This window comes from Kribbella sp. (assembly GCF_035655035.1).
GTDB lineage: Bacteria > Actinomycetota > Actinomycetes > Propionibacteriales > Kribbellaceae > Kribbella.
Genome location: NZ_DASRVN010000466.1, coordinates 1 through 19,313 on the forward strand (window position 1 = coordinate 1; position 19,313 = coordinate 19,313).

Genomic DNA, 19,313 nt, shown 5'->3' on the forward strand with positions numbered 1-19,313 from the left:
GCTGGTCCGTTGCGTGGTTCGATCGACCTGCGACGGCTGCGCGAGTACGTGCCGGGTGATGAGGTCAGACACGTGCACTGGAAGGCGTCTGCGCGCGCGGGACGGCTGATGGTGCGTGAGTACGTCGACCCGGACCAGCCACGGCTGCAGGTGCTGCTGGACACGCGTACGTCGGTGTTGACGGCGGACCAGTTCGACACGGCTGTCTCAGTGGCCGCCTCGATCCTGGTCGTGGCTGCACAGTCCGGTCAGCGTCTGCGGCTCACGACTCCATGCGGTACTGACCACGACGTACAGTCCGTCAGCGATCTGCTCGACGAACTGGCGATGATCGAGCAGTCGACCACCACAACCAACCTGCTCGAGGCGCTGCCCGTCACACGTGATGGTGGGGCGCTGGTTGTGCTTACTGGTGAGGCAGCGGACCTGTCGACGGTACGGACGAGCTACCGGCCCGTTGTGTACGTCGACGTGACGCATGCGGAGGCGGCGCTGCACACGGCGGCCGGCGTACACCTCATTCACGCGGACAACGCGCAGAACGCAGTCGACGCCTGGAACGTCGTACCGACATGAGCCGACGGCTACCGATCCTCGGAGTACTCGCAGCTGGTGTCGTAGCGGGCCTGTTGTTCGCTCCGCTCTTCGGTACCCCGGCTGTGCTCTGGCCGATGCTGGCGGTCGCGGTTGTTGCTTACCTGGTTGAGGAATCGATCCTGCACCGGCCACGGCTCGCCCGCTGGCGGGTGCCGATGACGCTGGTCGGTGGCGTAGTCGCGTTGCTGGCGGTCATACCTGATGCTGCTCGACGCCCGCTGTCCTTGTGGGAGGCCGTGACCTCGGGCTGGCGCCGTACGCTCGAGTCGACGTGGCCCGCCAGTCCAGTGCCCGACCTGGTGGCGTTCGTGCCTGTACTGGTTCTGCTGGCCTGTCTTATCGGCGCACGTGTGCTGCAACGCTCACGGCTATTGGCGTTGCTGCCTGCGCTTGTAGTGGCTGGACTGTCGCAGGCGTACGTCACTGTCACCGGTGTCGACGCAGTGCTCGCCGGGCTGGCGTTGACGGGTTGCTTTGCGTTGGTCTTATTGCAGTGGCCAGGTGATCGCGGGTCCTGGGTCCGGCTGGTCGCAGCACTCGCTGTGATGGCGGTAGCTGCCAGCACGCTTGGTGTGGCGTTGCCAGCGTCCACTGCGGTGCACCTGCCGAAGCCGAGCCCGCCTGATTCTCCGACGGTGTTGAGCAACCCCCTGACCGAGATTGCGGCCAGACTGCACTCACCTGACACAGTGGTGTTCACTGCGCGCGCCAACGGGCCTGTGGATCGCTGGCCGGTCATTGCGCTTGACACGTTCGACGGCGTGACCTGGACGGCCGCTCCGAAGTTCCAGCAGCTCGGCCGCGAGCTCCCGCTCGACTCACGCGTGACGGTCCCGGTACGGCGGCAGTCCGCCGACATAGCGTTGGCCGACTGGTCGTTGCCGTGGCTGCCGAGTCAGAGCCGCACGCTGTCGGTGGTGGACGACAAGCCGCTGCTGGTGGACCCGGCGTCCGGGGCGTTGCTGGCAGAGCAGGCCAGGCCCTCGCAGTACCGCGTCAACTGGGCCGAGCCGACGGTGGACGTCGACCAGCTGGCATCGGCAGGTGTCGACGCGGACCTGCGCAGCGGTGACGACCTCGGCGAGGTCCCGGCCGGCATCGACGACCTGGCGCGCGGCATCGCCGGTGACGTCCGGCCGTCGTTCGAGCTCGCGCTGGTGCTCGAGAAGTACCTGCGAACGAACTACAAGCTCGCGACCGGCGAGAACCTCCCGACCGGCCACGGGTACGCCCAGCTCAACTACTTCCTCCTGCACAGCAAGCGGGGTACGTCGGAGCAGTTCGCGGCGGCGTACGTCGTCATGGCCCGTCTGCTCGGGCTACCGGCGCGTCTAGTGGTCGGGTTCAAGCAGCCGGACACGCCGAGCCCCGACGGTACGTACGTGATCCGCAACCGCGACGTACTGGCGTGGCCGGAGGTGGCGGTGACCGGTGTCGGCTGGGTGCCGCTCGACCCGACCGGTACGGCGACGTCCACGACGAACAAGGGCGGTCTGGCCGGGGCTGCGGAGACTGTGCGCAAGAACCTCCCGTCCACCAAGGAGATCGAGCGTGAGCACCAGTCCGAACCCAACCTGCCCGCCGCGAAGCCTGCGGTCGCGTACCACTTCCCAGGTTGGGCTGTAGGTGGCGTACTGGTCGTCGTACTCCTGCTCTGGCTCGTCGGAGTCCCGCTGGCGAAGGCTGTACGTCGTCAGCGCCGCCGGCGGCACGGGACGCTCGGGGCGTGGGCCGAGGCCCGTGACCTGTTGCGGGACCACGGCATCCGGGTGACGCCGGCCGCTACCGCACGGGACCTGGCGCGTGATTCGGACGGGGCCGTGTCGCAGGCGATGACGTTGCTGGCCGGGTGTCTGGACCGGGCGCTGTGGTCCGGGCAGGACTCCGACCCGGACCGGGACTTCGCGTGGTCCGCCGTACGGAAGGCTCGGCGCGGTCTTGCCGAGGGACGGTTGTCGCAGCGGATCCGGACGACGCTCAGCGCGCGCAGCCTGATCGGCTGATCAGTGCCCTTCGCACTGCGCGTCGCGGATCGGGCGTGACTGGGACTGGCCCGGGTTCAGCCCGTCGGTTGCCTGGATCGCGAAGCAGTACTGCACGCCAGGGACCACAGGGACCCGGTACTTGGTCGCCTTGTAGACGAGTGTCGTTGTGGCCTTCTGCCCGGCCTGTGCGACGACGACCGCATAGTTGACGTCCGACGGCCCGCTCCAGCTCAGGTCGACATACGTGCTGTGGTCGGCGGGCGGGTTCAGCGTGATGACCAGTGCAGGTGTGGACGACTGAGTCGGTGTGGGTGCGCTGATCGGTGGCTGCTCGGTCTGGCCCTTGCGGTTCGCCAGGGCGAAGCCTGTGATGAGCGCAGCGGCCAGTACGACGCCACCTGCTACTAACAACCGGCTGCGACGCTTGGGCCGTGTCTTTACGGGAGCTGGCGGCTCTTGCTTCTGGACAGGTGCTTTCGGGGGAGCAGCAGGAGGAGGTGCGACAGGTGCAGGAGCAGTTGGCGGAGCTACTGGCTGACGTGGGGGTAGTGGCGCCGGATTGGTTGCCGGAGGCCACGACGGCAGGTCCTTGCGTTTCAGAACGGTCGGCCGGGGCCGGAGCGGCGTGGTAGCGACAGGCTTCGGCGGAGGGGTGGACTCTGGCGCGACCGAGCGTGCGGCGGGCATCGGTGTCGCGGACGCTGCGAGTACACCTAACGCAGCAGCCACCTCCGCCGCGGAGCCTGGCCGCTTGGCCGGGTCCTTCTCCAGCAGCCGCGCGATCAGCCCGGCGAACGAGTCAGGCAGTACGTCGAGGCGCGCGGGCGGGTCGTTGAGCACCCGCAGGATGTGTTCGCCTGCCGTCTCGCCCATCCGCGCCGCGAGCGGTGGCTTGCCGCTGCCGGCGGCGTACAGCACAGCGCCGAGCGCGTACAGGTCGGATGAGGCCGTCAGGGTGCCGTCGCGCAAGGTCTCCGGTGCGATGTACAGCTGGCTCGGTGAGTTCAGGGCCGCGTGGCCGGTGTGCTGGCTGAGGCCTAGGGTCAGTGCTGACAGCTGTGGCCGGCCGTCGGGCAGGATCACCACGGCACCAGGTGTGAGGCCGCCGTGGACCAGTCCGGCCGCATGGATCGCGGCCAGGCCTTCTGCGAGCTGCTGGCCCAGTACGGCGAGGTCCGCGGGAGAACGGAGCTGGTCACGCAACTGATCCGCCAGCGTGCCGGTGTCGGCCGTGGTGATCACGTACGGGTAGCCGTCGGTCATGCCAGGTTCCAGGACACGTGCCACGTGCGGGTGGTCCACACCCTGCAGCGCCTTCGCCTGCTTGGCGAACGTGGCCGCAGTACCCGCGTCGACGCGCACCGGGTACACCAGGGCGTTGACCGTGGTCCCTTGCCGGAGGCATCGGTACACCTGAGGGATACCGGACCGGACCAGCACCACGTCCGTGCAGCCTGGAACGGCCGGTCCTGTGTCTGTCACGTTGTCCATCTTCTCGTGCGAACAGGTCGTCCGCCGCGATACCGGCGGCTGCGGCCACACTCTGGCCACATGCTGCAGGCTGCCTGTGGCCCTGCACCGTGACTGGCACCATGAGGCGTATGACCACGCTGATGTTCCCGATCGGCCACTGCCTCGGGACGTACTACGCCAGCACGACGGACAGTCACGTCCAGCAGGTGCGGCTCGGTGGAGAGATCGTGGGGCTGACCGACGAGGAGTTCGCAGTCTGGTCGCTGGCACACGGTCTGGCCGACGACCGCAGCCGGTGGGACCGCCAGCGGATCGCCGAGCTGCTGGCGGGCAGTGAGATCCCGGACTGCATCGACCAGCTGCTGGCCAGGAACCTGCTGGCCGAAGTGGACCTCGACAGCCCAGCGGACTTCGCAGCACGTCACAGGCTGCTCCCGCTGCACCTCGGTCTCGGGAACTCGCCAGAGGTCACTGCGGTGTTCAGATCGGGTACGACGGAGCTCCCGCTCGCAGGGATGACCCGTACGCTCTACGACCTCTGGCTGTCGGGCCACCTGTCTCCCAATCTGCTGGTGGCGTGTAAGGCCCACAACGCGGAGCTGCCCGCCGTACTGACGTCACTGCACGCGCTGCTGTCACCGAGTGCAGCCTGTCTCGACCTGGCGACCATCGAGGAGCAGCCGTGATCCTCCCTGTCGGCCACGGCGCCGGTCCTGACACAGAGCACTACGTGGTACGTGTCGGCAGCGCGGCGGAGCAGTTGAGCGAGCAGGAGTTCGGTGTCTGGGTCCTCGCTCACCGGACGACCGACCTGACCGAGCTGCTGGCGGCCTGTGCGGTCACAGGCATCGACAACGCCCAGCAGCACGTGGACGGGCTGCTGGGCCGTGGTCTACTGGCGCAGATCGAGGACTTGACGAGCTTCGCGCGGCAGTACCGGTTGCTGCCGTTGTTCATCGGCCTGGGCAACCGTCCCGACGACCCGGGGCAGTTCGCGATCGGTCTGCCGGGGCTGGAGCCGCTAGCGGTGGTCCCCGCGACGACGTACGAGCTGTGGCGGTGGGGCTGGATAGCACCGTCGCTGTGGGCGCACTGCGAAGTGCTGGGGACCATAGGCGAGCGGCCAGAGCTCGACGAAGTACTCAATGGGGTCACTACGCTGCTCGCGGACTTCGTCGCAGTCCTCGACCCGGTCTCATGACACCGCGACGGTCACATCGTCCAGCCGCAGCGTACGGAGCTCGCTGATGCCGGGCATGCCACCTAGCCGGCGCAGCCGCTGCGACTGGGCCTTCCGGACCCGGTCGAACAGCCGGCGGGCGTCGCGGGCGTTGCCGAAGTTCGCGGCCTGTGAGACCACGGCGAAGTGCCGTTGCAGGATCGGCTCGGCGCCGTCGTCCAGGTCGTACTCCTGGGCGGCGACCATCCGCTGCACGATCAGCGTGAGCTCGTCGGGGGAGTAGTTCTCGAAGTCGATCGTCTTCGAGAACCTCGACGCCAGACCGGGGTTGGCGTCCAGGAAGCGCACCATCTCGTCGCTGTACCCGGCGACGATCACCGCGGCCTCGTCGCGGTGATCCTCCATCAGCTTGACCAGGGTGTCGATCGCCTCCTGGCCGAAGCTGTCGTTCTCGGCCCCGGCCCGGGACAGTGTGTAGGCCTCGTCGACGAACAGCACCCCACCGGTCGCGCTCTCGAACACCGTGGTGGTCTTCTCGGCGGTGTGGCCGAGGTACTGCCCGACCAAGTCCCGCCGTGCCACCTCGTTGAACTGGCCCTTCGGCAGTACGCCGAGCGCGGCGAGCAGCTTGCCGTAGATGCGGGCCACGGTCGTCTTGCCGGTACCGGGAGCCCCCGCGAACACCAGGTGGTGGCTCAGACTCCCCACCGGGAGCCCGGCCCGGCGCCGCCACTCGTTGACCTGGATCTCGTCGATCAGGCTGCGTACTTCGTCCTTCACACCCGCCAGGCCGACCATGGTGTCCAGCTCGGCGAGCAGCGACTCCACGTCCGCCCCCGTGGGCTCGTCCGTGATCACACGCGTATCCATCTGTTCAGCAGCCGTCACAGCGACCAGGTCGGGCTCCGACAGCTCCAGTGCGGGCTCAGCCGTGTTCTCCCAGCGGCAGGACACCACCTCTCCCCGGCAGCGTCGCCCGTACGCCACGGCCGGTCCTGATACGTCACGGATCACCGTGTGGCGCAGTACCGCTGTGGAGTCGTAGGCGATCAGGATGCCCGCTTCCGACGTACCGGTGACCTCGCAGCTCTCGATGGTCGGCCGTCCGTACTGGTACGTGTAGATGCCGCGGCGTCCGCAGTCGGTGATCTGGCAGTCGTTGAGTACGACGGTTGCGCCGAGGCGGACGATGACGCCGTCGGCGGACACACCGGTCACCTTGGTGTGCTCCACCGTCGCCGTGCAGTCCTCCAGCACCAGACCGTGCTCGCCGCCGGTCACCTGACAGTGCGACACCGACGCCTCGGCCGGACCGGTGATCTGTACGACCGGACCGAAGCCTGCGGACAGTACGCACCACTCGGCTCGCAGTGTGCCGCCGTCGAGCTGGAGGGCTGGTGCGTCGCCGGCCCGGATGGTCACGTCCCGGAGGGTCAGCCGGCCGCCGGCAGCACGCAGTACAGGCACCGGTGAGGTGGTGGCGTCGATGACCACGTCGTCGCCGTCTGCGGACAGCGTCACGGATCTGTCGGCGAGGTCGATGGTCTCCCGGTAGACACCTGGTGCGATCGAGATGACCGCGTCGTCGGGTGCATCGAGTACAGCGTCCCCGATGCTCGAGTACGCGCCTGGACGGTCAGGAGACACCAGCAGCGTGCGGCTCATCGCGTCCCCAACCAGCCGCGCTCTGACGCCTTCAGCCCGGCCTGGAACCTGCTCTGTGCGCCCAGACGAGCCATCATCTCCGACACCATCCGCCGGACGGTCCGGACGGAGACGCCGAGCTGTGCGGCTGCCGATGCGTCGGTACCCCCGTCGCTCAGCAGCGAGAGCACCTCGCGTTCGCGGACAGTCAGCCCGGACGCGTCGCCCAGACCGGTCGGCTGGCGGAGCGGTGTGGCCGCATGCCAGACCCGTTCGAACAGCTCGGTCACTGCGCCGACAGCTGATGCCAGCCGGAGGATGCTGACCGCTCCCCGACCAGTGCGGTCAGCCGGGAGCGCGACGGTGGCTGTGTCGACGATCATCGCGCAGAGCGGGACCGTGCTCGCAGTACGGACCTGGGCTCCGTTGCGGGTCAGCTGCTGCAGCCGTCGCGCCAGCATGGGGTCGGTGCGCGCGGCGTCCGGTACCAGGATGCGGTAGCGGACGGGCGGAGCCAGGACGCCCGTACCGAGCTCACGGAGGCCCGCGATCGGGTCTGCGAGCGCGGCCGTGGCCGGCGTACTCACGAGCACCTCACCCGAGGCTGACTTGAGCAGGCCCTCGATGGTGCGCTGTGCGGCGGCTGGGCTGCCTGCCCAGTCCAGCGCGCCGTTGCTGTCGCCGAGGGGTGCCGGGTGCCGGCGGGCGAACTCGCCGGCGATCTCGGCCGCGGCCACCCGGCTGCGTTCCAGGTCGCGGGTGACGCGGGCCAAGTCCGCCTCGCGCTCGGCGAGCAGCGCGGTCAGGCTGAGCCGCGGGTTGAGCGGCCGGACCACGTCACCGGAGCTGTCCCGGGCCAGCAGGCCGAGGGCGGTCAGGTGCCGGATGACCTCGTGGGTGGATTCGTCGTCGAGGCCGAGCCGCTCGCCGAGTTCGGCGGCGGTCCAGGAGGGCCGCTCGAGCACCACGAGGTAGCTGCGCTCGGCGATCGCGTCGACGCCCAGATGGGAGAGCCGCAGGCCGGTACTGCGGAGCTGCGGAGTGGACTGCACGGCCCGCGGGTAGCGGACCGCACGGGGGTACGAAGCGCCTTCGACAGGCTCTGACTGGGACACGGGACACCTCGCTGGGATTCGGTGAGTCGGACGGACTCGGTGGTGAACACCAGAACCATCCCGAGCCCGCGTCCAGCGCGAATCTTGCGGCTGTCCACGCTCAATACAGTCGATACAGCGGCTGTCCAGCGGTCCCGATACATCCGCTGGATCAGCCGCTGGATCAAGGCAGGGCGGCTACGAAAGCGGACCGGTGCCGGCCGGTCTGCGGTACGGCGGCCGACGTCAGTGGTGCATCCGCAGGCGCGAGGACCAGGGCGTGGTCGAGGTCGCTGGACGTGCTGACAGCGACCGCCCCGGGCTGCTGGAGCGCGAGATGCGCGGGTACGGCGTACATCCGGAAACGTGCAGGGCCGACGGCCAGCGCGTCCCACTCCTCGGTGAGCTGTTCGGGGGTCAGCGCGGCCAGTACCTCGGCCAGCTCGGAAGGGTCGAGTGGTACGGCCCGGAAGTTGCGACGGCGCAGCCGCCTGCTCAGCCGGCGGACCGTGTTCGTGAGGAGCAGCTCCAGCTCAGCGTCCTGGGGCCGGTCGGCGGACCGAAGAGCGGTCAGGGCGATCCAAGCCCGACCAGGGCGGCGCAGCAGCTTCAGGCGCAGACCGGTGTGCTCGTCCAGCAGCTCGGCCGGGGTCAGCTCGGGAGGTACGTCGGTCTCCAGCAGCACCGTGATCCCGTCGGACCGGACGATGGTGCCTGGTCCGTCCTCGAGCTCGCCCCGGGCGCCGTCCATCGCGACGAACCGGGTACCGCGTACCAGGTACGCCACGGCCAGGTGGAGCCACTGGTAGGACCACAACCCGCGCCGCCAGCTCGCCGTCAGCGCAACGGCGACCAGTCCGACCAGCCCAGCGACCGCTGCGGTCACCCAGCCCCGGCCAACGGAGGCGGCGACTACACCGGCCGCCAGTTGCCAGCACACCACCTGTGCCATCCGCACTCTCGGTAGCCGCCGTACCTCGACCTCGACCGGAGGCACGACAGCCCGGACCGGGGCTACAACAGGTGCCACGGGTGGAGCGGTGACCTGAGCCCGAACAGCAGGCCGGACAGGTACGGCCCGCGGTGCTACGACCCGCGGCGGCGCGACCGTACTCGTGACAGCCGTAGCAACGCTCCGTGTGGCAGCAGCCGACACCTGTGGGGCTGAGGTGGGTGCAGTGCTCATGTGAAGAGCTCGTCGTCCAGGACCGGGCCGGCAGCGGTACGGCGACGTACAGGCGGCAGGGTGAACTGCTCAGGTGCCTCCTGTGCCGTGCGACCCTGGAGGTCGGGCTGGACACCGCTGTCGCGGAGCGTGTCCCGCTTCTTGTTCCCGGAGCGTGGCTCGTTGGACCCGCCGCCGCCTCCACCGCCGGACATCGGCGGCGCGATCGCGGGCATCGACTTCGCCGCCGATGCCGCCGACGCTGCAGCACGCGCCGTACTGCCGGCCAGCGCCGGCTCCGTTCCGGCCGCGATGCGTGCACCGGCCGCCGACACCGCGCTGCCCGTTGCGGACACGGCTGGGCGCACCGTGTTGGTCAATGCTCCGAGTGACCCGGCGAGCGCCGCGGTCGGCAGTCCGCCGGGCAGCCCAGCTGATGAGGTCGCGGACACCCCGACGGTGGCCGGGAGCGTAGTCGGTGCTGTCGTGGCTCCTCCCGCCAGCGTCGGCAGGTCCAGGCTCGGCGGGTTGATCGTCCCGGGCACCTTGAGCTTCGGCAGCTTCAGGTCCGGCACCTTGGTCGAGATGCCCTGGGTGTTCCCCAGGCCGCTGCTCGCCGACTGCACCAGCCCCGTGACGGTCGTCAGCAGCGTCGCGCCCTTGTTCATCGTGTCGAAGAGCTTGCCGGCCGCATCCATCACGTCGTTGACCGGCACGGCCGGTGCAGGGGAGGCCGGCATCGGCGCGCCGTTTCCCCCTGGTCCCTGCCACCCCTGGGTCGGCGTCGGTACGGCGGTCGGGGCCTGCATGACCATGCCGACCGCCTCCATCATCCCGGCGCCGACCTGCTGCAGTCCGACCGCGACCTGCGCGGCGAACGGCCCGATGATCGGTACGGCGCTCAGCGAGACCGCGGTGTCGTACCCGCTCTGCAGCGCCGGCATCACCGCCTGCGCCGCGTTCAGCGCCGTACCGCCGAGCCGGAGTGCCGCGGACATCGCACCGGTGTACGCCGCCCACTCGCCGAGCGAGGCGAGGCTGCCGACGACCTGTCCGTTGAACGCAATCTGCGACAGCGAACCGATGCTGAGCGGCCACGTGGCGATGGCGGCGTTCGCGGCGCCGAGGTCGCCGTGGGTGGCGAGCAGCTGCTGGCACGCCGAGCCCCACATGTCGGCGCCCGCGTGCCACGGTTCGGCGCGTTGCCCGTAGAGCATCGCGGCCATCGTGTTCAGTTCCATTCCGAAGTACGCACCCATGATCGTCCCGTCAGCTCGGCAGCTCGTCGGCCAGCGCGCGGTGCACGGTCGCGTTCGCCTGGTCGGTGGACTCGAAGCCGGTCGCGATCGACAGCGCCGCCTCGATCAGCGACGCGATGCCGCCGGTCGCCTGCAGCGTGACCGAGCCGGTGTGCTCGACGCAGAAACGGACGTGGGCCTCCACGGTCGCGCTCTCCGGCATCGGGCCGGCCAGCGGTGGCGTCGCCTGGACCGTGCCGGAGACCGGCGTGACGGTCGCCAGCGGTGCGAGCGCGGCGAACTGCCGCAGCTCGTCGGGCACCACGGTCAGTGTGCCGATATCCATACTTCCTCCTAGATCTCTCAAGGGCCGATCGGGTAGGTCGCAGACGACGGGTCGAGCGCATGACCCGCGGGGAGCCTGCTGATCAGTTCGGCCGGCAGCCGCACCACAGGTGGCTGGTCGTAGCCGAGAACACCCAGTACGTCGTGGCTCGCCAGCTGGTAGCGACGCCCGAGATCACTGACGAACGACAACGCGCCGGACCCGGCCGGCTGCGCGGGTGATGCCATGGACTCGACAACGGCCCCGTGCCCCGGCGGTACGACGACCACGTCAGCCAGCGGCAGTCCGCCCGGTCCACGTCCTGTGGTGACCCCCGCGTCGTCGGTTACCGGCACTGAGTCGGCAAGCGCGAAGCGGGGCTGGAACTGGCCATTGGCGAACACGGCACACACTGACGTCGCGGAGGACCCCGGCCGCGCAAAGGTCGGCCGGGTGGCCGGTAGGGCCGAGTCCGAGGTCGGCGTACCCATCCCACCGGACACCTGAGCCACCACAGCCGGGTCCAGCGGAACCGCCTCCGGTACAGCACCCGGGTAGGCCTTACGGGTGGCAGGTGCCGTCCGCTGAACGTCGTACTGCAGAGAGCTGATCGCTACCAGCCTGTCCCGCTGTAGCAGGTAGTACTGCCCCTGTCCGGTCGATGTCTGTACGACGTACAGCGCACCGACTCGCCCTGGTCGTAAGAGAGCGGACGGGGTGCCTGCGCCGGGCACGGAGATCGGTCCGAGTGGAGGACCGGACGGGATGAGGTCCAGCCAGACGGACGGGACCTGCAGCCAGGCTTCGTCGTTCAGGGCGAGCGCAGCGGCCACTGTCGCCTGCTGCTGGATCAGGTGCCGGTAGCCGTGCCAGATCAGGTAGCGGCGACCGTCAGGCCCGACAGTCAGCAGGGAGTCCGCCGTCGTACCGGACTGCTCTGTCCCTACGAGGAGAACCGACTTGACGGTGGGGCTGCCCGACGAGTCGACGGTCGGCTTGGCGCACATCGACCACCCGCTCGCGAGCAGTCGCTCCTTGGCCGGCAGCGAGTCCGGCGCGTCCGGGATCCCGACCCGCTGGCCACGCGGTACGCCGAGCAGCGACTTCGCCGACACCATCAGCGGCTCGCTGTACTTGTTCGCCAGCAGCAGGGCGGATACGTAGTTCGCGGCCGGGTACAGCACGCCGTCGCGGTACACGTACCGCGTGCCGGTCTCCTTCTCCACGATGACGTGGTCGCCGGACTGCCACGACGTCTTGCCGCCCGGCGACAGCTGCCCGTACACACCGGACCCCACCAGCACGAGGACGGCGAGCCCGATACCGACCAGCATCGCCACGATGCCGCGGCGGAACGGCGGGTACTCCGGGTCCGTCTCGCGCAGCAGCAACGCATGGGTCATCCGCTGCTTGACGAACTGGTGTGACTGCAGCTGGTCCCGCTTGGACGCCATCGGTCACCCACCAAGCCCACGGACGTACGCGTACAGCCCCAGCACCCACAGGACGAACGGCACCACCAGCAACACCAGGACGACCTCAGCCAGTTCGGCGTACCGGGCCAAGTACGCCCCCGGCTTGTGCCGCCCGTACCAGAGCCCGAGGAACGCAGCGACCGCAGTGAACAACAGCAGGCTGTACGGCGACTGCACGAGCAAGCAGCCGAGTCCTACAAGGCCGGCAGCGGTAAGACTGAGCCGATGCGCCACCACGGGTAGCAGCCGCGCCCGTAGCAAGCAGATGCCGACAACCAGCACCACCAGCACACGTCCCGGCGTCGACGTGGACCGCGCCAGCACGTACAGGCAGCAGGCCAGTCCACCAGCGAGCCCAGCGAGGATGCCCGTGTAAAGAGCAGCAGACCGCAGTACGGCGGCGTGCACCAGACGGCGTGGTGGTTGCGGCGCGTCGGACAACAGGTCCGCAGTACTGGTCGGCAGAACGGGTTTCGGCAGCCGCCCGATCCGCATGGCCAGCGGTGCGGCCACTGGAATCAAGGCGACCGCGATGGCGCCGACAACAGCAGCCGACCGCGTACCGTCCAGTGCGCTGCCCAGCCATCCCGCCAGCAGTGCGAGCACACCTGCGGTCACAGCGGTGACGAACACCGCGGTATGGCGGGCGATCCCGACGTACCCGAGCACCCCGAACAGCAACAGAGCCGCACCACCCGCCGTCAGCTGCGCCGCACCGAAGTCCGACAACCGAAGCGCTCCAGCGGCCAGAGCGAACACCAAGGAGACCGCACCGTTCATCGCAGCAGCCGCCGCGTCACCAACAGCACGCGACAGTATGACGCCAACCGTCATCAGCACGACCGCGACGATCAGCGCGAAGGACGCACTCCGGAACTCGGCGAGGGCTGCCAGCAGTGCGACCGTTCCGGTGATCAACCCGCACCAGCGACTCGCTCCAGGAGTCCACGCGCGGCCGCTGGTCCGTGCGTCGGTGGCGATCGCGTCCACCAGGTCGTCGTACTCGAGCTCCGGCCAGTGCTGGTGTGCCGGGGCGAGATGCAGGATCTCGCCGTCCCGGACACCCTGCGCGGACAGGTCCCGGTGCGTCTCCAGCGCCTCGCCATCGGGGCGGCGCAGTACCCAACCGCCTTGGAGCGCGCCGAGATCGGCGAGGTCGTCGCCGGCGTGCCGGACGATTCCGGGCAGCACCTCGGCCACCGTCGACCGCTCCGGCAGTGCCAGGTCGATGCGGCGTTCGGGCGCGTCGATGGTGACCTTGACCAGTCCACGAATGCTCACGTCCGACACCGTGACACGCACAGCACCACAGGGCTTCGTGCTTGCAGCTTGTGGACAGTCAGCAAGTGGCCGCCGGCTCCTGCACCGCTCCTGCGCGGCCTAGCGTCCTGGAACATGTCGACAGTCATCGTCAGCAGGCCGCCGCGTCGCGAGGGTCCCGCGTTGCCGAGCGGTGACGTCTCGCTGGACCCGCCGCCGGCCCTGCCGCAGCCGGCGAGCAGGCAGCTGTCGCAGTACATGATGATGGTGCCGATGCTCGCCGGCGGCGGCGCGATGGCGTTGATGTACTCGACGCTCGGCGGTGGCGGCCGGATGAGCTACATCGTCGGCGGGCTGTTCGGTCTGTCGGCGTTGGGGATGGCCGCGGTCGCGTTCGCCGGCCAGGGCGCCCCGCGCCGGGAGATGGCCCGGGCACGACGTGGGTACCTCAGACACCTGTCGCAGCAGCGCATCCGGGCCCGGCGGGCCGTCGTACAGCAACGGAAGGCGCTGTCGTACCTGCATCCCGATCCGACGCAGCTGTGGACGCTGGTCGAGAGCTACCGCCTCTGGGAGCGCCGCCGCAACGACACCGATTTCGCGATCGTGCGTGTGGGCACAGGAGCGCAGCCACTGGCGACACCGGTCGCTCCTCCCGACACGGTGCCGTTGGAGGAGCTGGAGCCGCTGTCGGCAGGTGCACTGCGTCGCTTCATCACGACGTACTCCTCCGTACCTGGACTGCCTGTCGCTATGGCACTCCGTGGTTTTGCACGTGTGTACGTCGACGGCGACCCGGACCGTGCTCGCAGCCTCGCACGTGCGCTCGTAGCGCAGCTGGCGACGTTCCACTCGCCGGACGACCTCCTGATCACGGCTGTCATCGGTCCGGAGACAAGAGCGGACTGGGAGTGGCTGAAGTGGCTGCCGCACGCACACCACCCGGAGAAGTCCGACGCGCTCGGGCCGATCCGCCTGATCAGCAAGAGCGTTCCGGACCTCGAGTCGGTACTGGGTGACCTGCTGGCGCAGCGACCGCGGTTCGACCCGGCTGCTACGGGTCGCGTGGACGGTCCGCACATCGTCGTACTGATCGACGGCGGTGACGTGCTCGGCTCTGACCACCTCATGGCCGGTAACGGTGTCGAGGGAGTCAGCGTCATCGATCTGACCACCCAGCCGCCGCGGCTGCTCGACCGTTCCACCGTGCTGCTGGACGTGGCTGACGACGGTGCGCTGACCAGCGTCACCGCGGACGGCGAGTCCGAGGTCGGTACCGCGGACAGGTTCACCATCCCGGACGCGGATGCGCTGGCCCGTCTGCTCGCTCCACTGCGACTGTCGGCCGGGGGCGACGGTGAGGAGAGCTTTGCCTCGGTGTTCGGCCTCACGGATCTGCTTGGTCTCGGGGATCCCTACAGCTACGACACGGCGCGGCACTGGGGACCCAGGCCGAACAGGGACCGGCTGCGCGTCCGCTTCGGTGTCACTGCGGACGGTACGCCGGTCGAGCTCGACCTGAAGGAGTCCGCCCAGGACGGTATGGGGCCGCACGGTCTGCTGATCGGTGCGACCGGCTCCGGCAAGAGCGAGCTGCTGCGGACGCTGGTGCTCGCACTGGCTGCTACGCACTCGTCCGACAGCCTCAACTTCGCGCTGGTGGACTTCAAGGGCGGTGCGACGTTCACCAAGCTGGACAGGCTTCCTCACACCAGTGCGGTGATCACCAACCTCAGTGAGGAGCTGGCACTTGTCGACCGGATGTCCGACGCGATCGGTGGCGAGCTGATCCGCCGTCAGGAGCTGCTGCGGCGGGCAGGCAACTACGAGTCCGTCCGCGAGTACGAGCTCGCCAGAGCGGCCGGCGCCGACCTCCCCGAGGTACCGACGTTGCTGGTGATCTGCGACGAGTTCTCCGAGCTCCTGTCGGCGAAGCCGGATTTCATCGACATGTTCAACCAGATCGGCCGCCTGGGCCGAGCCCTCGGCGTACACCTGCTGCTGGCCAGCCAGAAGCTGGAAGAGGGCCGGCTGCGTGGTCTGGACGCGCACCTGTCGTACCGGATCGGTCTGCGGACCTTCTCGGCGATGGACAGCCGTGTGGTGCTCGGCATCCCGGACGCGTACGAGCTGCCGCGGGCGCCCGGCCACGGGTTCCTGCAGATCGGTACCGAGACGCTCGTCCGGTTCCGCTCCGCCTACGTGTCCGGCGTGCACCGCCCGGCGATCAGTTCGGTTGCGTCAGGCAACGATGTCGCGGACGACGTGGCGGAGTACACGAGTGCATACGTATCCATGCCGGCCACCGAGGCCGAGGAGGAGCCGGAGGACGACGGCGTCGGCGAGAAGCTGCTCGACATCCTCGTGGATCGCCTGGAGAACAAGGGAAAACCGGCCCACCAGATCTGGCTGCCGCCGCTGGAGGACCCGCCGGCCCTCACCAGCCTCCTGCCGGCGTTGACCGTCGACCCGGACCGCGGCCTGACCGTCGCGGCGGCCGGAGCACGCGGGAAGCTCCGCGTCTCGATCGGCCTGGTGGACAAGCCGCTGGAGCAGCGGCGCGACCCGTTCGTCGTGGACCTGTCGGCCGGCGCCGGTCACGCGGTCGTGGTCGGCGGACCACGCAGCGGCAAGAGTACGGCGGTCCGCGCGCTGGTCTCGGCCCTCGCGCTGACCCACACGCCGCGCGAGGTGCAGTTCTACTGCCTCGACTTCGGCGGCGGATCCCTCTCCGCGCTCCGTGAGTTCCCGCACGTCGGCGGCGTGGCGCCGCGCCTCGACGTCGGCGCCGTACGCCGGACGATCGCCGAAGTACAGCAATTGCTGGCCGCCCGGGAGCGGTACTTCGGCGAGCACGGTGTGGAGAGCATGGCGTCGTACCGGGAACGGCGGGCGGCCGGGGAGTTCGCCGACGACCCGTGGGGCGACGTGTTCCTGGTCGTCGACGGCTGGCCGGTCCTGCGTTCCGACTTCGAGGACCTCGAGCCGATCCTGGGCGAGATCGCCGGCCGCGGCCTCGCGTACGGCGTGCACGTGATCGCGACCTGTTCGCGCTGGTTCGACCTGCGCGGCACGATCCGTGACCTGTTCGGCACCCGGATCGAGCTCCGGCTGGGCGACCCGTCGGACTCGGTCATCGACCGCCGTGCCGCGATGAGCGTGCCGGCCGACAAGCCCGGCCGAGGACTCGCCGACAAGGCACAGCACTTCGTCGTGGCAACCCCGGACGCCGACCTCGGCCCACAGCTCGCGGCGGCCTGGCCGGTGTCGGGTGCTCCGCGGGTCCGGCTGCTCCCGCTCCAGTTGCAGGAGGCCAAGTTGGCCGCCGTACTGCGACGCAAACCTGTCGCAGGCCTGCCGATCGGGCTGTCCGAACGTGACCTCGGCCCGGTGGCCCTCGACCTCGACGCCGACCCGCACTTCCTGCTGTTCGGCGACACCGAGTCCGGGAAGACCGGGTTCCTGCGCCGGCTGGCCCGCTCGATCACCGAGCGGTACGAACCGACCGAGGCACGGATCATCCTGGTCGACTACCGCCGCTCGCTGCACCTCTCCGCCGAGCATGTGATGGGGACGTTCTCGGAGCCACGCGGCGTCGAGGCGATGGTCACCGACCTGCTGCCGGTCCTCGAACGCCGCCAGTCCGGCGAATGGACCGGGCCCGACATCCACATCCTGGTCGACGACTACGACCTGGTCGTTGGACAGACCTCCAATCCGCTCGGCGGCCTGATCGACTACCTGGCCCACGGCCGCGACATCGGCCTGCACCTGATCGTCACCCGCCGCAGCGGCGGCGCCGGCCGCGCGATCTACGAGCCACTGATCGCCCGCCTGCGCGACCTCGGCACCCCCGGCCTGCTGCTGAGCGGCGACAGGTCCGAAGGCGCACTCCTCGGCACCACCAAACCCGAGACCCTGCCGCCAGGCCGTGGCCACCTCGTCGGCCGCCGCGGCACCACCCAACTCATCCAACTGGTGGACTGCCCACCTGACCCGAACCCGTTGACACAGGAGCACCCATGAGTCTGTTGTTCGACGCCCAAGAGATCCGCAACTTCCGGGACAAGGTGCCGAAGGAGGACTTCGGCTGGCTGCCGGACCTGATCGCGCAAGGCTCCAACCTCGCGGGTCCGATGGCCGAGAGCCAGAACGCCAACCGGCTCCACCTCGGCTTCCTCCGGAGTCTCGAGCTCTTCGGCACGGAGGTGCCGCAGGGCCTGGACGGGCTCCGGCAGTTCGCCACCACGCTCATCGACACCTACGAGGGGGCGGACGGTGACAGCGCGGCCCGCGTGAACGCGATCAACCTGTCGTTCCACGATGTCGAAGGAAAGCCGCTCCCCGAACCGGCACCGACCTATCCGGTGCTGCCGACGCCACCTGCCGCATAGGAGATCGCCGAGATGGACTACAGCAAGTGCGACGCGAACCAGATCCAGCAGATGCTGGCCGGGGAGCACCCCGAGGCCTGGCTGGCGGCGGCCCGGGCCTGGGGGAAGATGGCGGTCGCGGCGGACAACGTCGGGGCCGGCATCACGGGTGCGAGTGGCGAGATCACCGTATGGCGGCAGAGCAACGACTCGAATGCGCAGAAGGCCTTCGACGGCCGGATCAACCGTGATCTGCGGTCGCTGACCGACTGGGGGAACTACGGTCGCAAGCTGACCGTCAACCTGCAAACGGTGGGCGACGCGATCGGCAACGCCCGGGTCGTGGTGCAGCACTGCGTGGACGAGCGGAAGAAGCAGGTTCAGAAGGTCGACCAGGCGAAGAACGACTCCGATCGGTACTGGGCGCAGCTTGGTGTCAGCATGATCGACTACCAGGCCCAGCAAGCGATCACGCAACTGGCGGGATTGATGTCCGGTGCATTGTCCGACAAGGACGGTCCGCCGGCACAGGTATGGGAAGGTCCCCGGGCGGTGCCGGACTCCAAGGATCAGCCGCCGCCGGACAAAGGCGACGGGTCGGGGACCGGGGCGGGGAAGGGCGGGGGTGGTGGGGAGAGTGCGCAGACCAAGGCTGGGCCGGATGACAAGACGCCTGCGGACAAGAAGCCGGATGACAAGACGCCTACGGATCCGGTCGACGAAGCGGGCAAGGTCATCGATGTCGTTGGCAAGGGCATCGATCTGCTCGGGAAGGTACCGGACAACCTGGACAAGTGGATCACGCTCGCCCAGCACGCCAAGGACCTGGTCGATCCCAGCACGACCGCCACCACGCCGACGGTCACCATGCCTTCGGCCCACGTACCGCTGACCGACTCGCCCGCGCTGGCCGGTGGTGCGGGAACGACGACCGCGCCGACGTTCCACACCCCGTCGGTACCGACGTTGCCCGGCGACAGCTCGACCAACTTCCCCATCGGCTCCCTCGGCGGCGGCGGCGGTGCCGGTGCCCTCGGCAACAGTTCGGTCGGCGGGTCTTCCGGTACGTCGCAACGTACGACGACGCCCGTACAGAAGTCCGCGACCGTCTCGGGTACGGCGGGTACGGCGGGCACCGAGCCGCAACTGTCCGGCCAGGCCTCGACCACGGCGTCGACGGCCGCCAAGCAGAGCACGCCGCCGATGTACCCAGCGCAGAACGGCGGCATGGGTGCCGGCGGCAACGGTGTACGGGACATCAAGCCCGGTGCCGGCCGCAAGCCCGGGTTCAACGTCCCGGCCGACCAGAGCGAGAGTGAACGGCTCCGGCGGCAGGGTGTGCAGTCCGATCTGCAGGGCCGTACGAACGGCGAGTCCCGGACGGCGTCCGGCGTACCGCCACTGCGCAAACGCAAGCGATCCGCCGCCCGCGCGGTCGAGCGCGACGTACTCGACGAGGACCTGTGGCGCATCTGACCGCACAACCGGCCATCCGATGGCCGCA

15 protein-coding genes are annotated in these 19,313 nt (G+C 69.2%); 7 read left to right on the plus strand and 8 right to left on the minus strand.

The features are described from left to right. Together VFF46_RS25635 and VFF46_RS25640 are read left to right on the plus strand one after the other, a co-directional pair. A partial coding sequence (locus VFF46_RS25635; RefSeq protein WP_325039766.1) for a DUF58 domain-containing protein occupies window positions 1–576 on the plus strand: 576 nt, incomplete at its 5' end. Continuing rightward, entirely contained in the window at window positions 573–2,600 is a 2,028-nt protein-coding gene (locus VFF46_RS25640; protein ID WP_325039767.1) for a transglutaminaseTgpA domain-containing protein, read from the plus strand. The genes VFF46_RS25635 and VFF46_RS25640, both read left to right, overlap by 4 nt. Here VFF46_RS25640 and VFF46_RS25645 read toward each other — a convergent pair whose 3' ends face one another. After that, complete coding sequence (locus tag VFF46_RS25645; RefSeq protein WP_325039768.1) at window positions 2,601–4,064, minus strand: serine/threonine-protein kinase; 1,464 nt, start codon at window positions 4,062–4,064, stop codon at window positions 2,601–2,603. It abuts the gene before it with no gap. A gap of 119 nt (window positions 4,065–4,183) precedes the next feature. Between VFF46_RS25645 and VFF46_RS25650 the strand changes: the two genes are divergently transcribed. Then, complete coding sequence (locus VFF46_RS25650; protein ID WP_325039769.1) at window positions 4,184–4,741, plus strand: hypothetical protein; 558 nt, start codon at window positions 4,184–4,186, stop codon at window positions 4,739–4,741. Next, complete coding sequence (locus tag VFF46_RS25655) at window positions 4,738–5,256, plus strand: hypothetical protein (RefSeq protein WP_325039770.1); 519 nt, start codon at window positions 4,738–4,740, stop codon at window positions 5,254–5,256. Before VFF46_RS25650 ends, VFF46_RS25655 begins: the two co-directional genes overlap by 4 nt. Here VFF46_RS25655 and VFF46_RS25660 read toward each other — a convergent pair. From VFF46_RS25660 to eccD, 7 genes are all read right to left on the minus strand, one after another. After that, window positions 5,251–6,900: a right-handed parallel beta-helix repeat-containing protein gene (locus VFF46_RS25660; protein WP_325039771.1), complete on the minus strand. Its 1,650-nt coding sequence runs from the start codon at window positions 6,898–6,900 to the stop codon at window positions 5,251–5,253. The two genes, VFF46_RS25655 and VFF46_RS25660, sit on opposite strands and share 6 nt — an antisense overlap. After that, the gene (locus tag VFF46_RS25665; RefSeq protein ID WP_325039772.1) at window positions 6,897–7,994 is read right to left on the minus strand and encodes a helix-turn-helix transcriptional regulator; all 1,098 of its coding nucleotides are present in this window, start codon (window positions 7,992–7,994) and stop codon (window positions 6,897–6,899) included. Before VFF46_RS25665 ends, VFF46_RS25660 begins: the two co-directional genes overlap by 4 nt. Before the next feature lie 163 nt (window positions 7,995–8,157). Beyond that, window positions 8,158–8,925 (minus strand): type VII secretion protein EccE, encoded by a 768-nt coding sequence (locus tag VFF46_RS25670; protein WP_325039773.1) that lies wholly within the window; start codon window positions 8,923–8,925, stop codon window positions 8,158–8,160. 230 nt (window positions 8,926–9,155) lie between these two features. Beyond that, window positions 9,156–10,397 carry a hypothetical protein gene (locus tag VFF46_RS25675; protein WP_325039774.1) on the minus strand — a complete coding sequence of 414 codons (1,242 nt, stop codon included), beginning with the start codon at window positions 10,395–10,397 and terminating at the stop codon, window positions 9,156–9,158. Window positions 10,398–10,407: 10 nt separating this feature from the next. Next, a complete protein-coding gene (locus VFF46_RS25680) occupies window positions 10,408–10,722 on the minus strand; it encodes a hypothetical protein (RefSeq protein WP_325039775.1) in 315 nt (104 codons plus the stop codon). A 17-nt stretch (window positions 10,723–10,739) separates the two neighbouring features. Then, entirely contained in the window at window positions 10,740–12,155 is a 1,416-nt protein-coding gene (gene eccB / locus VFF46_RS25685) for a type VII secretion protein EccB (protein ID WP_325039776.1), read from the minus strand. Between the two features lie 3 nt (window positions 12,156–12,158). Further along, on the minus strand, window positions 12,159–13,457 hold the full coding sequence (gene eccD, locus VFF46_RS25690; protein ID WP_325039777.1) for a type VII secretion integral membrane protein EccD: 1,299 nt from the start codon (window positions 13,455–13,457) through the stop codon (window positions 12,159–12,161). A gap of 114 nt (window positions 13,458–13,571) precedes the next feature. On the opposite strand from eccD, the gene eccCa reads away from it, so the two are divergent. Genes eccCa through VFF46_RS25705 form a run of 3 tightly spaced genes read left to right on the plus strand, consistent with a single transcriptional unit; the run spans window position 13,572 to window position 19,285 of the window. Then, a complete protein-coding gene (eccCa, locus tag VFF46_RS25695; protein ID WP_325039778.1) occupies window positions 13,572–17,462 on the plus strand; it encodes a type VII secretion protein EccCa in 3,891 nt (1,296 codons plus the stop codon). After that, window positions 17,459–17,830, plus strand: coding sequence for a hypothetical protein (locus VFF46_RS25700; protein ID WP_325039779.1), 372 nt, complete (start codon window positions 17,459–17,461; stop codon window positions 17,828–17,830). Before eccCa ends, VFF46_RS25700 begins: the two co-directional genes overlap by 4 nt. A gap of 12 nt (window positions 17,831–17,842) precedes the next feature. After that, a complete protein-coding gene (locus tag VFF46_RS25705; protein WP_325039780.1) occupies window positions 17,843–19,285 on the plus strand; it encodes a hypothetical protein in 1,443 nt (480 codons plus the stop codon). Window positions 19,286–19,313: the final 28 nt, after the last annotated feature.